Annotated in this window: 13 protein-coding genes; 11 read left to right on the forward strand and 2 right to left on the reverse strand. The window is 59.3% G+C overall.

The window, feature by feature from the left end:
- Positions 1–1,515 carry a choline-sulfatase gene (gene betC / locus ACGSLL_RS08455; RefSeq protein WP_394504829.1) on the reverse strand — a complete coding sequence of 505 codons (1,515 nt, stop codon included), beginning with the start codon at positions 1,513–1,515 and terminating at the stop codon, positions 1–3.
- A gap of 114 nt (positions 1,516–1,629) precedes the next feature.
- Between betC and ACGSLL_RS08460 the strand changes: the two genes are divergently transcribed.
- Positions 1,630–2,580 (forward strand): choline sulfate utilization transcriptional regulator, encoded by a 951-nt coding sequence (locus tag ACGSLL_RS08460; RefSeq protein WP_394504832.1) that lies wholly within the window; start codon positions 1,630–1,632, stop codon positions 2,578–2,580.
- A gap of 4 nt (positions 2,581–2,584) precedes the next feature.
- Here ACGSLL_RS08460 and ACGSLL_RS08465 read toward each other — a convergent pair whose 3' ends face one another.
- Positions 2,585–3,247: an NAD(P)-dependent oxidoreductase gene (locus ACGSLL_RS08465; RefSeq protein ID WP_258451049.1), complete on the reverse strand. Its 663-nt coding sequence runs from the start codon at positions 3,245–3,247 to the stop codon at positions 2,585–2,587.
- Positions 3,248–3,327: 80 nt separating this feature from the next.
- Here ACGSLL_RS08465 and ACGSLL_RS08470 point away from each other — a divergent pair, with 80 nt between their 5' ends.
- From ACGSLL_RS08470 to ACGSLL_RS08515, 10 genes are all read left to right on the forward strand, one after another.
- Complete coding sequence (locus tag ACGSLL_RS08470) at positions 3,328–3,654, forward strand: DOPA 4,5-dioxygenase family protein (RefSeq protein WP_394504835.1); 327 nt, start codon at positions 3,328–3,330, stop codon at positions 3,652–3,654.
- Positions 3,655–4,050: 396 nt separating this feature from the next.
- On the forward strand, positions 4,051–5,358 hold the full coding sequence (locus ACGSLL_RS08475; RefSeq protein ID WP_039757164.1) for a CitMHS family transporter: 1,308 nt from the start codon (positions 4,051–4,053) through the stop codon (positions 5,356–5,358).
- Positions 5,359–5,443: 85 nt separating this feature from the next.
- Positions 5,444–6,193: a TerC family protein gene (locus ACGSLL_RS08480; protein WP_394504838.1), complete on the forward strand. Its 750-nt coding sequence runs from the start codon at positions 5,444–5,446 to the stop codon at positions 6,191–6,193.
- Positions 6,194–6,445: 252 nt separating this feature from the next.
- A complete protein-coding gene (locus ACGSLL_RS08485; RefSeq protein ID WP_394504840.1) occupies positions 6,446–6,943 on the forward strand; it encodes a PAAR domain-containing protein in 498 nt (165 codons plus the stop codon).
- Positions 6,944–6,960: 17 nt separating this feature from the next.
- Complete coding sequence (locus ACGSLL_RS08490) at positions 6,961–8,106, forward strand: DUF2515 family protein (protein WP_394504842.1); 1,146 nt, start codon at positions 6,961–6,963, stop codon at positions 8,104–8,106.
- Complete coding sequence (locus ACGSLL_RS08495) at positions 8,103–8,738, forward strand: hypothetical protein (protein ID WP_394504844.1); 636 nt, start codon at positions 8,103–8,105, stop codon at positions 8,736–8,738. The genes ACGSLL_RS08490 and ACGSLL_RS08495 overlap by 4 nt, the downstream gene beginning before the upstream one ends.
- Positions 8,739–8,779: 41 nt before the next feature.
- Entirely contained in the window at positions 8,780–9,394 is a 615-nt protein-coding gene (locus ACGSLL_RS08500; protein ID WP_394504846.1) for a hypothetical protein, read from the forward strand.
- A 317-nt stretch (positions 9,395–9,711) separates the two neighbouring features.
- A complete protein-coding gene (locus ACGSLL_RS08505; protein WP_258451046.1) occupies positions 9,712–11,370 on the forward strand; it encodes a Na/Pi cotransporter family protein in 1,659 nt (552 codons plus the stop codon).
- Between the two features lie 177 nt (positions 11,371–11,547).
- Positions 11,548–12,948: a M16 family metallopeptidase gene (locus ACGSLL_RS08510; RefSeq protein ID WP_394504849.1), complete on the forward strand. Its 1,401-nt coding sequence runs from the start codon at positions 11,548–11,550 to the stop codon at positions 12,946–12,948.
- A gap of 88 nt (positions 12,949–13,036) precedes the next feature.
- Positions 13,037–14,065: a DUF5924 family protein gene (locus tag ACGSLL_RS08515; RefSeq protein ID WP_394504851.1), complete on the forward strand. Its 1,029-nt coding sequence runs from the start codon at positions 13,037–13,039 to the stop codon at positions 14,063–14,065.
- Positions 14,066–14,075: the final 10 nt, after the last annotated feature.

Below are 14,075 nucleotides of genomic sequence, written 5' to 3' on the forward strand. Positions count from 1 at the left end.
TTATTGGTTTTGGCAGGGTTGTGGATAACGTGCTTTGCGTTCCAGATCATCAAGGTCGATGTGGTTGCGCATGTACTGCTGACTGGCGTCAACCAGCGGCTGGTGATCCCAGCTCTTCAGCTTGCCGAGGGTCAGGGCTTGTGCGACGAAACGGCGGCGGCGCTGACTGGCGAGCACCTGGCCGTGAATCGTCGGAATGTCCCATTTGGCCCGCGCTTCGGCGAGAAAGTCTTCGAACAATTGGCGATGTGCCGGCGACTGGCTGAGCTCTTCCAGTTCACGCGGATCGTTGTCTACGTCGAAGAGTAGGCAAGGGTCGCTTTCGCTGTAGATGAATTTGTAGGCGCCGCGACGGATCATCATCAACGGGCTGACGGTGCCTTCGGCCATGTATTCGCCGAACACTTCATCGTGACCGCCCTGCCCTTGCAGGTGTGAAACCAGCGAGCGGCCATCCAGCGGCAGGCCCGGTTCGAGCGTGCCTCCGGCCAGTTCGACGAAGGTGGGCAGCAGGTCGGCGGTCGACACCGCGGCGCTGACGCGGCCAGCATCGAACAACCCCGGTGCGCTGACCAGTAGCGGCACACGGGCAGCCATCTCGTACCAGTGCATTTTGTACCAGAGGCCCTTCTCGCCGAGCATGTCGCCATGGTCACCGGAGAACACCACGATGGTGTCTTCCAGCAAACCGGTATCTTCAAGGGTTTGCAGCAGTTTGCCGACGTTGGCGTCGATATAGCTGCACGCACCGAAGTAAGCGCGGCGCGCATCGCGAATCTTATCCACAGGCAAGGGTTCGTCCCACAGGTCGTAAACCTTGAGCAGGCGTTGCGAGTGTGGATCGAGTTCGTGCTGATCCGGCGTCGCGGGCAGCGGGATGTCGGCATCGTCGTACAGATCCCAGAAGGCCTTGGGAATCGTGTACGGGTCGTGGGGGTGAGTCATCGAAACGGTCAGGCAGAACGGCTGTTCGCCGTCCTCGCGAATGTGATCGAACAGATATTGCTGAGCCTTGAACACCACTTCTTCATCGAAATCGAGCTGGTTGGTACGTACGCAGGGGCCGGCCTGCAGGACCGACGACATGTTGTGATACCAGGTCGGCCGTACATCCGGTTCATCCCAGTTCACGGCCCAACCGTAATCGGCCGGGTAGATATCGCTGGTCAGGCGCTCTTCATAGCCGTGCAATTGGTCTGGGCCGCAAAAATGCATCTTGCCCGACAGTGCGGTGCGATAGCCGAGGCGGCGCAGGTAGTGGGCGTAGGTCGGGATGTCAGCGGGAAAATCCGCAGCGTTGTCGTAGGCGCCGATCTTGCTCGGCAACTGGCCGCTGACCAGGGTGAAACGCGACGGCGCGCACAGCGGACTATTGCAATAAGCGGCATCGAACACCACGCCTTGTTCGGCGAGGCGCGACAGATTCGGCAGTTTGATCGGCGACGGGCCGTAGAACGGCAACATTGGCGCGGCCATTTGATCGGCCATGATGAAAAGAATGTTCTTGCGCTTCATGTGATCGCGGCATTCCATAGTGAATATTTATGCGACATTGCTGCAATCGAGCATGGAGTCCATGCTCTGTTCGGTAAAGCCTGCGCCAGACAATGACTAGGATAAACACAGCTTATGTATGAAGCCCTCGGTGACCTGTCGCTCGACCTGTTGCGCGCCTTCGAGGCTGCCGCTCGACATCGCAGTTTCACCGCCGCGGCGGTCGAACTCGGCACCACGCAACCGGCGATCAGCCAGCAGATCAAACGGCTGGAGGAACAACTCGGCACGCGCTTGTTCGATCGCATCTATCGAGGTATTGAGCTGACGGAGGTCGGCGCCATCCTGTTCGAGCAGGTCAGCCTCGGCTTGCAAAATATCGATGCGGGGTTAAGCGCGATCAGCACGCAGCAGCAACACGAAGTGCTGCAAGTCGCCACGGATTTTGCCTTCGCCGCGTATTGGCTGATGCCACGCCTGCACCGTTTTCACGAGGCCAACCCGCATATCGACGTCAGCCTGGTGACCAGCGAGCGCAACCACAACATGCTGCGCACCGATATCGATGTGGCGGTGCTGTTTGGTGACGGGCGTTTCAAACAGGGTGAAAGCCATTGGCTGTTCAGCGAAGAAGTGTTTCCGGTGTGCAGCCCGCTGTTGCTCAAGGGGCGCCCGCTACCGCTGCCGGCGCAGGCGTTGCTGGAGTTTCCGCTGCTGCACTTGCGCGGTGAGAACAGCAGCAACTGGTTCGACTGGAGTGGCCTGTTTCGCGAACTCGGCATCGCCACCGCACCGGCACCGGGGCAATTGCGTTTCGATAATTACACGCTGTTGATCCAGGCGGCGATTGGCGGCCAGGGTGTGGCGATCGGTTGGCGGCACCTTGTGGATAACTTGCTGACGCAAGGGTTGTTGTGTCGCCCACTCGCCGAAACCACCCTGTCACGCCTTGGTTATTACGTCGTACTGCCGCCACGCAAACGTCGCGGCGCGCTGATTCAATTGTTCGTCGACTGGTTGATGGCCGAACAGGCCAGCAGTGCCGCCTCGTTCAACGGACTGGCACTGCCTTCGATCGCCATCTGAGACGCTAGTCCGATGCTGCGACAAAATTCACATGCTCGCCGATATGCAGATTCAGCCTTAACTCGTCGGCAATCCCCACCGCCGCGCGATTCAAGCGCTCCAGCGGCTCGGCGAGGCCCGGCTCGAGATTGCCGCTGACCTGACTGAAATGTTCGATGGTCAGCCCCGCCACTCCATGGGGCGCGTTGACCAGTGTCCATTGCAACGAGCTGCTTTGCAGCGCCTCGCGAATTTCTTCCGCAGCGTGGCGTTGCAGGCGATCATCGACGTCCGCCTCGTCGAGCACGGCAAAATCACCCACCAGAAACAGCCGTGCAACACTGGCCAGTTGCAGCCCATCGACCAGCGCGTCCACCGCCAGCACTTGTTCGACCGGGCCGAGTACCACCGAGCGCTCGACGTGATCGCTGCTGAACGGCAACCCCGGCGCATCCAGTAGACAGATGACCGCTGTGCTGCCGGCCACGCTCTGGTTGACCCGCTCCGGATCGAACAGGTCGCCGGTTTTGGTACGCAAACCCGGGCGTGGCGCCAGTGCGGTGAGATCGTCAAGAATGGCAATGACTTCGTGCTGGCGCCGCAGCAGCTCAGCCATCAACGCGCTGCCCAGGCTACTCATGGCACCATAGAGCACCACTTTTACCGCCGGGGTTTCGGCATTCTTCATGGCTGTTTTCCTTGTTCTGGGCCCATATGGCCTGTGACGGTGGAAAACGCCGAGGGTTCGAACCGATCAGAGGATTTGCGATGCACGCGATCAAGGGTTACCACGCCCACGTCTATTTCGACGCCGATACCATCGACCAGGCGCGCGCCTTGTGCGAAGAAGCCGCGCAGACGTTTGCGTTGAAAATGGGCCGCGTCCACGAACGGCCGGTCGGCCCGCACCCGGACTGGAGCTGCCAGTTGGCCTTCGGCCCTGAGTTGCTCGGCGATGTCCTGCCGTGGCTAGCGCTCAACCGCCATGGCCTGGTGGTGTTTCTGCACCCCGACACCGGCAATGATTTGCTCGATCACAGCGACCATGCGATCTGGATGGGCGCGATGCGGCCGTTGAACCTGTCGGTTTTTTGAACAGCGCTGGTCGCAACTCAAACATCAGCGGATGTGTCGGCAATGGCAGCCGCTGCTGTGCCAGGAGTGGCGCTTGATAGTGCCCTCCCCCGTGTTTATTGGCTCACAGTCCGCTTCCGCGAGCGCATGACCGTTCATTCAAAGCTTTGACCCGCGAAAGGTAGCTGAAAGCTTCCCCGATTAGGATCGCCCCACTCCCGGCAACAGACCGGTTGGCCCATGCCTGCGATGACTCGCTCGCCCCGGCCCATTTAACAACAACAATGGTGATTCTGATGTCCTCTGCAACCCGCCTCTTCGCTGTCACTCCGCCCGTACGTTTCGTGTTTGTCGTTCTGCGCTGATCGCGCCTGATCCGCTCAACCAACTCGCCGCGCTGCGCCTGGAGTATTTCCCATGCTGACATTCCTTGGCTTCGCCATGGTCATCACGTTCATGTTCCTGATCATGACCAAGCGCCTGTCCGCGCTGATCGCGCTGATCATCATCCCGATCCTGTTTGCCCTGTTCGGCGGTTTTGCGCCGAAGATCGGCCCGATGATGCTCGAAGGCATCACCAAGCTGGCGCCGACCGGCGTGATGCTGATGTTTGCCATTCTGTATTTCGCCCTGATGATCGACTCCGGCCTGTTCGACCCGGCTGTGCGCAAGATCCTCAAACTGGTCAAGGGCGACCCGTTGAAAGTTTCGGTCGGCACCGCCGTACTGGCGCTCGTCGTTTCCCTCGATGGTGACGGCGCGACCACTTATATGATCTGCGTGGCCGCGATGCTGCCGCTGTACAGCCGCATCGGCATGAGCCCGCGGATCATGGCCGGTCTGATCATTCTCGCCGGTGGTGTGATGAACATGACCCCTTGGGGCGGCCCGACCGCTCGTGCGGCGAGTGCGCTGCACGTCGATCCGTCGGACATTTTCGTGCCGATGATCCCGGCGATGGCTGCCGGTGTAGTGGCGATCCTGCTGATTGCCTACTTCTACGGTAAACGTGAACGTGCCCGCCTCGGTGAGCTGCATCTGGTTGGCGACGAGATTGATCACAGCGAAATCAGCGTCTCGCAATTCCCGGACGCCCGCCGTCCAAAGCTGATCTGGTTCAACGCCGCGTTGACCTTCGGCCTGATGTGCACGCTGATCGGCGGCCTGCTGCCGCTGCCGGTGCTGTTCATGGTGGCGTTCAGTATTGCGATGATCGTCAACTACCCGTGCCTGCAGATGCAGAAGGATCGCGTCGCGGCGCATTCCGGCAGTGTGCTGGCAGTGGTCGGGCTGATCTTTGCCGCCGGTATCTTCACCGGTATCCTGTCCGGCACCGGCATGGTCGATGCGATGTCGAAGAGCCTGTTGGCGGTGATTCCGGATTTCCTCGGCCCGTACCTGGCGGTCATCACGGCGCTGGTGAGCATGCCGTTCACCTTCTTCATGTCCAACGACGCGTTCTACTATGGCGTGTTGCCGGTGCTGGCCGAAGCGGCCAGTCACTATGGGATCACTGCAGTGGAAATGGCCCGTGCCTCGATCGTCGGCCAGCCCGTCCACTTGCTGAGCCCGCTGGTGCCGTCGACCTATCTGTTGGTGGCCCTGGCGGGTATCGATTTCGGTGATCACCAGCGTTTCACCTTGAAATGGGCGATCCTGGTGTGTATCTGCATTCTGATTGCTGCGCTGCTGTTGGGGACTTTCCCGGTGTTCAGCACTCTATAAGCCCAAGACTCACCGATTCGGGTCCTGGCTTCGCGGTTTGAAGCCCGGGCCTTTTTCGGTTTAACAATTGCTCAAAGGAATACACATGGAATGGCTGACCAACCCCGAAATCTGGGTTGCCTTCTTCACCCTGACCGCCCTGGAAATCGTCCTCGGCATCGATAACATCATCATGATTTCGATCCTGGTCAGCCGCATGCCCAAGCACATGCAGCAGCGCACCCGGATCTTCGGTCTGGCCTTGGCCATGGTCACGCGAATCCTGTTGCTGCTGTCGATTACCTGGGTCATGCGCCTCACCGCCGACCTGTTCGAAGTGTTCGGCCAGGGCATTTCCGGCCGCGACCTGATTCTGTTCTTCGGTGGCCTGTTCCTGCTCTGGAAAAGCTCGCAGGAGATGTACCACGCGCTGGAAGGCGAAGAGGACAGCGACGACGCGCCTTCGGGCAAGGGCGGCAATTTCCTCTACACCATCATCCAGATCGCGATCATCGACATCGTCTTCTCGCTGGACTCGGTGATCACCGCCGTCGGCATGGTTTCCCACGTGCCGGTCATGGTCGCAGCGATCATCGTGGCGGTGCTGGTGATGATGCTGGCCTCGGGCAAGATCAGCGAATTCATCGACAAGCACCCGTCGCTGAAGATGCTCGCGCTGTCGTTCCTGCTGGTGGTGGGTACCGTGCTGATCGCTGAATCGTTCGACGTGCATGTACCGAAAGGCTACGTCTACTTCGCCATGGCGTTCTCGCTGGCGGTCGAATCGATCAACATCAAGATGCGCGGCGCGATTGCACGCAAGAAAAAGCAGCAGGATCCGGTGAAACTGCGCTAGCACCTGACGCGCACAATCCGGTAATTCCCCTGTGGGAGCGCGCCTGCTCGCGAATGCGGTAGATCAGTCAAGGTTGTTGCCGACTGACACACCGCTTTCGCGAGCAGGCTCGCTCCCACAGTTGTTTCTGGGCAAGGCCATTTCGACTGTGGCGCTATCCAGGACCACCGTTGCTACCGGGCACAACGGTTGACGCTCAAGGCTCTGGCCGTTAGCTTCCCCGCTCGCCTCAACGACATACAAGCAACGTTCATGTCTGGAAAACCCGCCGCGCGCGTCACGGACCCGACCACTTGCCCGCTTCCCGGTCACGGCACCAACCCGATTGCCAGCGGTTCGGGGAACGTCTTTTTCAACGGCCTCGCCGCTGCCCGCCTCGGCGACAAATGCACCTGCGGCCAAGCGCTGAGCGGCGCCTTTTCGTCGACAGTGTTCATTAACGGCAAGAACGCCATGACCCTCGACAGCACCGCCAGCCATGGCGGCGTCGTGGTGGGTGGCTCCGGTAACGTGATCATCGGCAGCTCGCACACCCCTGCGCCGTTCGTGCCGCCGTTGCCGATCATTGGCCAGCCTCTGGTCGAATTCAGAGCCGTCAGCGCTGGCAACGGCGAACCCATCGCCGAACAAGGCTACGAGATCGAAACCGCCGAAGGGCGCATTGTCAAAGGCCTGACCAATGCGCAGGGCATGACCCAGAGCGTCGCGACCCAGCAGCCCGATCTCGCCGTTGTACGCTGGACCGCCTGACCTTCAAGGACGAAACAATGACTGCACAATGCATCGCGCCAGACGACCTGGACATGAAAAAACTCTGGGACAGCACCTGTGAGCTGCCCACTTGCAAACGGGAAACCAGCACCGCCGGCCCCAACCCGAAAACCCGCGTCGAAGTCCCGCTGCTGACCTGCAATTGCCTGTGGCGGCGCTTCCAGAAGGAAGCCGAAGAATGGGTCGCCCCCGGCGGGGTCCTGATCGCCGACCCACAGGCCCGCAACCGCAAGATCAACGCTGCTTACGCGCAATTGTGGTTGGCGGATAACCGCTTTCAGTGGGCAGGGTTGGCGGCGTTTGCTTCGAAGCAGGTGGGGTGTGGGCTGATCCACGCCACCAAACTGCAAACCGCCATTGCTGCGCAGGAGAAGGTCCGAACCGCGCCATCGGAAACCCTGTTCGAAGGCTTTGGGTTCAAGTTCAGCAGGACCAATCCCGAGGCGGAACAGGAGCTGGAAAAAGCTCGGGCGGCCAATCCGATGCCGACCGAGGACATCACCTTCGGCGACAACCCACGTTCAGTGGTTCAGCAGCAACTGGACTATGTCTATGAGATGTTGGCGCTGGGTAATACGTCGCTGTTTCTCGACGTTTATCCGTTGCACCGGTTTTTTATGGTGCGGGGATTCAAAGAGATGCAAGCGTGTCTCCCGCTGCGCAATAAACTCAAAGGCGAAGTGCTATGGCCTATTTCCAGCAAAGTGGAGTTTGGGCTGGTGCAGTCGCAAGTCAGTGACACGTTCAAAGCCATTGATGAAGGAAGGATTTCTAAAAGTGTTGAGCTCATGGCTCAGCACGAACAAATCAATATTTTGCAGCCAGCAATGTACGACGATGCGCACTTTGCCTACCTGATGCGCGGCACACATGCAGGCAACGCTGTATCTGTGGTCACGGGAATAATGTCGGGAGCCGCTGAGGAAATTCAGTTGACCCTTGCAAGTCAATGCAAAGCCCCGGACGGAAGAAAAGTCGCATTTGGTAGCAACCCATTGGCTAACTTGGCTGACAAAAATCAGCGGATGGAGTTCGTTATCCGAGCGGCTAGTCAGTTCGATTCATTGCTCAAAGACCCTGCTTCACGAGGCAAGCTCACGCAATCCATAACAGAGATATCAAAGGGTGGAGGAGTCCAGTGATCCAGTTGTCGAGAAAACGTTTCCTGATAATTCTTGCTGCTGCGTTGGCTGGTACGGCAATCGCGTATTCCAACTGGAGTACGGATACTTTGCGAGTTCATATCGGAAAGACTTACGAAGAGACGGTTGCAGACTCAACGTTTGGCGTGCCAGCCCACACTGTGATTTACCCCGGGAATCCTCCGCACCCCAGCTCAGCCTGGATTTCCACACCGGTCATTATTCATTTCGATGACCCGGAGCACGGTTTCACGCTGCCTGTTACCAAGTTCGGTTCAATCGGATTTGACGAGGGGAAGGTCTCGAACATGACCACCTCTCCGATGCTCGAAACGTTGCCCTTCGACCAACTAATCGTCGTGCTTGATCAACTACAGAGCCAATTAAGGAACGCCGGTTGGGCAGAGTGGAACTCTGAGACGAATCCTTGGTTGAACACGGCTGATGAGGCCAGTCGAAAGACGCTTCAGGCCGAGTTGTTTGATCACGTCATGGTGACGGTGCTATTGATCCCCCATAAGTACAGTCTCGCGCTCAACGTCAAATGCTACGCCCGGTGCGACGAGCGTGATCCGAAAACGGCGAAATATCTGATCGATGTCAGCGTAGGAAAGGATCACTACAGCGAATGAGGATCTGCCATTCGTCTCATTGGAGATTTTGGAAGGGAGCGTTGTTTTTTGCGCTGTTTCTTTGCATCACATCGTTTCATTCTCCGAAGGACGTTTTGCGTGTCCACATCGGTAAGCCTTACCAAAGTGTCGAGAGGGATTCGACATTTGACGTTGAAGACAAAACGGCGATCTATCCTGGTGATCCTAATGACCCGACGGATCCCCCTCGTCCCGGCTCTACATGGATCAGCAGCCCGACGATCATTGAGTTCGACGACCCCGTTCATGGTTTCAAGCTTCCCCTGACTGTGTTCGGTGCTGTTACTTATGCGAGTCAGAAAGTCTCGACACTGACGACATCGCCGATGACAGAAACCTTGCCGTTTGCAGAAGCTCTGGATCGGTTGATTGCTACGCAAAATATCCTCAAATCGCGCGGGTGGAAGGTTGAGCCTTTGGTAGACAATGACTGGTTCAGCTTGGACTCCGCTCCCAAGCGTGAGCGGCTGCAGGCCAAACTCTTTGATCGGCCTGTGGGCATTGATTTGTACGTACCGGGAAAGTACAGCTTACTGCTCTTGATTAAGTGCTCCTCAAGCTGTGACAGGGAAGATCCGACGACTGCGAAATATTTGATTGATATCAGTGTGGGTCGGGATCGAAGCGGAGCATGAGAAATCGCGACACGCTGATCCTGCCACGCCGAAACCTGTAAGAGTGAGCCTGCTCGCGATAGCAGTCCGTCAGTCAACAACGATGTTGAGGCTGACGACCCTATCGCGAGCAGGCTCACTCCTACATTTGTTTGTGCTGGATTCAGAAGGTACCGACAAACCCGTTTTTCATGACACTTTTGTTTCAATCCACGCTTTAGCTGTGCAATGCTGGCGCCGAGACCGTTCGCCAACTACAGCTTAAGTATCAAGAACGTAGAAACCGCGCGGTGCCGTCCACTTGCCCCTCTGGGGCGCTGCTATTACAGGGGGTCTGCATGCTCACCCTGCTCAATCTTCTTTCTGCCGTGGCCTTGCTGATCTGGGGCACGCATATCGTCCGAACCGGCATTCTGCGGGTGTATGGGACCAACCTGCGGCACGTCATCGGCCAGAACATGTCGAAGAAATGGCTGGCGTTCGTCGCCGGTATTCTGGTCACGGCGATGGTGCAGAGCAGCAACGCTACTGCGATGCTGGTGACTTCGTTCGTCGGTCAGGGCCTGATGGCGTTGACGCCGGCGCTGGCGACCATGCTGGGGGCCGATGTCGGTACGGCGTTGATGGCGCGGGTGCTGACGTTTGACCTGTCGTGGTTGTCGCCGCTGCTGATCTTTCTCGGGGTGATATTCTTCCTGTCGCGCAAACAGACACGGCTCGGGCAGATGGGCCGGGTATCGATCGGTTTGGGGCTGATCATTCTCGCCCTGCAGTTGATTGTCGAAGCGGCGGCGCCGATCACTCAAGCCCAAGGGGTGAAGGTGATTTTTGCCTCGCTGACCGGCGACATATTGCTCGACGCCCTGGTCGGCGCGTTGTTTGCGATGATTTCCTATTCCAGCCTCGCCGCCGTGCTGCTCACCGCCACCCTCGCGGGGGCAAGCGTGATCAGCCTGCCAGTGGCGATTGGTCTGGTGATCGGTGCCAACATCGGCAGCGGCATTCTCGCGTTCATGAGCACCAGCATGCAGAACGCCGCCGGCCGGCAGGTGGCGCTGGGCAGTCTGTTGTACAAACTGATCGGCCTGCTTTTGATCATTCCGGTACTCGATCCGCTGGTGCACTGGATCGACAGCCTCGATTTCAGCCCGCAGGAAATGGTCATTGGCTTCCACCTGCTGTACAACACCGCGCGCTGCCTGATTCTGTTGCCGAGTGTCGGGCCGATGGCGCGGCTATGTGCCTGGTTGCTGCCGGAGCGGCCGGAGGTCAACGGCACGGCCAAACCACGGCATCTCGATCCGACAGCACTGGTCACACCGAGCCTGGCGCTGGCCAACGCCGCGCGAGAAACCCTGCGCATCGGCGACCTGCTCGACAACATGCTCGATGCCACCCTCGATGTGCTGCGCGGCAAGCAGACCGCCGTCACTCAGGAGATACGCCGGCTCACCGATGACATCGAATCGCTGTACAGCGCCATCAAGCTGTACCTGGCGCAAATGCCCCGCGAGGATCTTGGCGAGCGCGACAGTCGGCGCTGGGCCGAGATCATCGAGCTGGCGATCAACCTGAAACTCGCCGCCGATCTGATCGAGCGCATGCTGCGCAAGATCCAGCAGCAGAAAACCTCCCAGCGCCGCTCGTTCTCCGAAGAGGGTCTGGAGGATCTGGCCGGGTTGCACCAGCAATTGATCGCCAATCTGCGCCTGGGGCTGTCGGTGTTCCTCAGCGGCGATCGCGAAAGCGCCCGCCAGTTGTTACGCGAGAAGCGCCGCTTTCGCGCCCAGGAACGGCGTCTGGCCCATGCGCATGTCAGCCGTTTGCAACGCAAGATCGTGCAGAGTATCGAGACCAGCTCGCTGCACCTTGAGCTGATCGCCGACATGAAGCGCTTGAATTCGCTGTTTTGCGGCAGCGCCTATGTGGTGCTGGAAACGGCCGACACCGGGGCTTTGGCGGTGGACGATATGACTGACATTACGCATTCGCCTTGAACGACTGGGGCTGGGGTCAGTCAGTTACAGTGGTTCAGCCTTGAGACCGTCATCGCTGGCAAGCCAGCTCCCACAGGGTTTTGTGAACCTCGCAGATCCTTGTGGGAGCTGGCTTGCCAGCGATGGGGGTCGCCACTGACGACACGGATCTCCAAATCAGCCGTATGGAAGCCTGTTATGCGTTGCCTGTTGTTCGCCTGTCTGCTGCTTGGTTCCCTGCCCGCCCTTGCCCTGGATCGGTTTCAGGTCGAAGGCTATGCGCTGCCCAACGGTTTGCAGTTGCTGCTCAAACCCGGCACCGAACGTGGCCATGTGGCGATCCGGCTGGTGGTCGGCGTCGGTCTCGACGATTTCGATTGTGACGAAAAAGAATTGCCGCACCTGCTCGAGCATCTGCTGTTCAGCGGCATCGACGCGACCGGCGAAGGCGGACTGGAAGAACGCATGCAGGCCTTGGGCGGCGACTGGAACGCGTTTACCAGCAATGCCGACACCACTTTCGTCATCGAGGCGCCGGCGAAAAACCAGCGCAAGGTACTCGACCTGTTGCTCGATCTGCTGACCCAGACACGCATTGATGACAACGCGATCAACGCCGCCAAGCGCGTGGTCGAGCGCGAGGACGGCGGCCATTACACCAAACTGCGGCGGTTTCTCGATCGCCAGGATCTGGGGCATTCCGCGAGCAATCAACTCGCCGTGGAGCTGGGTCTCAAATGCCCGCAACGCGCCGAAGTCGAGCACCTGACCCAGGCGCAACTGGAGCAGGTCCGCAAAGCCTGGTACGCACCGAACAACATGACGTTGATCGTGGTTGGCGAACTCGACAAGCTGCTGCCGGCCTATCTCGAACGCACCTGGGGCGCGCTCGAAGCGGTCGACCCGAGCGAGCATCGGCCGCTGCCGGACATTCGCGCCAGCGCCGCCCACGAACGCACCCTCACCCGCGGCGTTATCGGCGACAACGCCAAGCTGCACTGGCTGGTGCCGGAACCGGTGCTGGACGATCAGTACGACCAGACTTTCGACATTCTCAAGGATTATCTCGACTGGGCGCTGTACCGGCAGATCCGCCTCAATCACGGTTTGTCCTACGGGCCGTGGGCCGAGCGCGAAGTGTTCGGCGGTGTCGGCTTCATGAGTCTCAACGCTGATCTGGACCGCGACGACGTCGACGAAGCGATTCAGGTGCTCGAAGACCTCAAGGCCGATCTGCTGAAAAACGGCCTCGATCCGACGACCTTCGCCCGCATCAAACAGGCCTCCATCGCCCACCAGGCCTGGGCCGTGCAAGGCAACAGCGCGATGGCCGATTATTACTGGAGCGCATTGGCCGACTACCAGGACGGGCGCTTCGCCAATCCCGCGCGTGAACTACAAGGCGTAACGCTGGAAGCGGCAAACAAGGCCATGCGCGAGTTGTTGTTGCAGCCAGGCTATTTCAGGATCGAGAAACCGTTGATCGGTGATGATCAGGTGCTGTGGATAAGTGCCGCAGGGCTGGGTGTGGTGCTGCTGATACTGATCGGTTGGCGTGTGCATCACCGCCGCAAACGCTCGTCGCAACCTGACACATAACCCTGTGGGAGCGAGCCCAAACTCGCCACATCGCCCGGCGGACGCTACTCTGTCGAAGTCTTTCCCCACTCTGCCGTGAACCGCCTCCATGCCGAAATTACAGCTCCTGATCCAGCGCCTCCTCGAACTGATGAAGCGCTATCCCGGGGTCATTGCGCTGGGTGGTTTCATCTCCGGGGTCGGCAGTTTCATGCTGGTCGATCGCCAACAGGGGCTGGCGAGCTGGATCACGGTGATCATGCTGCTGAGCTGGATCTGGCTGATGCTGGAAAACACCCTGACCGGGCTGTTCACGCGGATCTTCAAACGCGAAATTCCCCAGCCGCTGTTGCGTTACGCGACGCAGATGATCCATCAGGAAAGCCTGTTTTTCGTCCTGCCGTTTTTCTTCATCACGACGACATGGAACAGCGGCCAGTTGTTTTTCACCGGCCTGCTCAGCGTCGCCGCCCTGATCTCCATCGTCGATCCGCTGTATTACAAGTGGCTGGCGCCACGGCGCTGGGCGTTTCTGGCGTTGCACACCCTGACCCTGTTCGCCGCCCTGCTCACCGCGTTACCGGTGATCATGCACCTGACCACCGCGCAGAGTTTCAAATGGGCGCTGGGCATTTCCGTGTTGTTGTCGTTTCCGAGTCTGGCGTCGATCTTCCCGATCCGCACGCTGCGCAACGCAATGGCCATTCTGTGCATTACCGTCGGTATTGGCGGCGTGGGCTGGGTGTTGCGTTCGTGGGTGCCGCCGGCGACGCTGTGGATGACCGACGTGGCGATCAGCACCACGTTGCAGGATCGCACCCCGGGCGCCAGCCTCGACACGGTCAGCGCCGAGCAGATCCGCAACGACGGGCTCTATGCCTACACCGCGATCAACGCGCCGCGCGGCCTCGATGAGCGGATCTACCACGTCTGGCAGTTCAACGGCAAAGAGGTCGACCGCATCGCCCTCGACATTCACGGCGGGCGCAAGGAAGGTTACCGGGCGTGGACACACAAGCAGAACTTCCCCGGCAACCCGGCGGGCAAGTGGCAGGTGCGGGTGCTGACCGAGGACGGTCAGCTGATCGGTGTGCTGCGCTTCGCCATAACCGACAGCACACCGGCCAAAGAAAAGTAATCCGGTTCGT

The organism is Pseudomonas retamae (genome assembly GCF_043496865.1).
GTDB lineage: Bacteria > Pseudomonadota > Gammaproteobacteria > Pseudomonadales > Pseudomonadaceae > Aquipseudomonas > Aquipseudomonas retamae.

Bases quoted from the DNA above. Each gene is read 5' to 3' on its own strand.
- ACGSLL_RS08475 (WP_039757164.1), top strand. From the start codon at position 4,051: ATGCTGACATTCCTTGGCTTCGCCATGGTCATCACGTTCATGTTCCTG.
- ACGSLL_RS08490 (WP_394504842.1), top strand. From the start codon at position 6,961: ATGACTGCACAATGCATCGCGCCAGACGACCTGGACATGAAAAAACTC.
- ACGSLL_RS08515 (WP_394504851.1), top strand. From the start codon at position 13,037: ATGCCGAAATTACAGCTCCTGATCCAGCGCCTCCTCGAACTGATGAAG.
- ACGSLL_RS08470 (WP_394504835.1), top strand. From the start codon at position 3,328: ATGCACGCGATCAAGGGTTACCACGCCCACGTCTATTTCGACGCCGAT.
- ACGSLL_RS08485 (WP_394504840.1), top strand. From the start codon at position 6,446: ATGTCTGGAAAACCCGCCGCGCGCGTCACGGACCCGACCACTTGCCCG.
- betC (WP_394504829.1), bottom strand. From the start codon at position 1,515: ATGAAGCGCAAGAACATTCTTTTCATCATGGCCGATCAAATGGCCGCG.
- ACGSLL_RS08480 (WP_394504838.1), top strand. From the start codon at position 5,444: ATGGAATGGCTGACCAACCCCGAAATCTGGGTTGCCTTCTTCACCCTG.
- ACGSLL_RS08505 (WP_258451046.1), top strand. From the start codon at position 9,712: ATGCTCACCCTGCTCAATCTTCTTTCTGCCGTGGCCTTGCTGATCTGG.
- ACGSLL_RS08460 (WP_394504832.1), top strand. From the start codon at position 1,630: ATGTATGAAGCCCTCGGTGACCTGTCGCTCGACCTGTTGCGCGCCTTC.
- ACGSLL_RS08465 (WP_258451049.1), bottom strand. From the start codon at position 3,247: ATGAAGAATGCCGAAACCCCGGCGGTAAAAGTGGTGCTCTATGGTGCC.
- ACGSLL_RS08510 (WP_394504849.1), top strand. From the start codon at position 11,548: ATGCGTTGCCTGTTGTTCGCCTGTCTGCTGCTTGGTTCCCTGCCCGCC.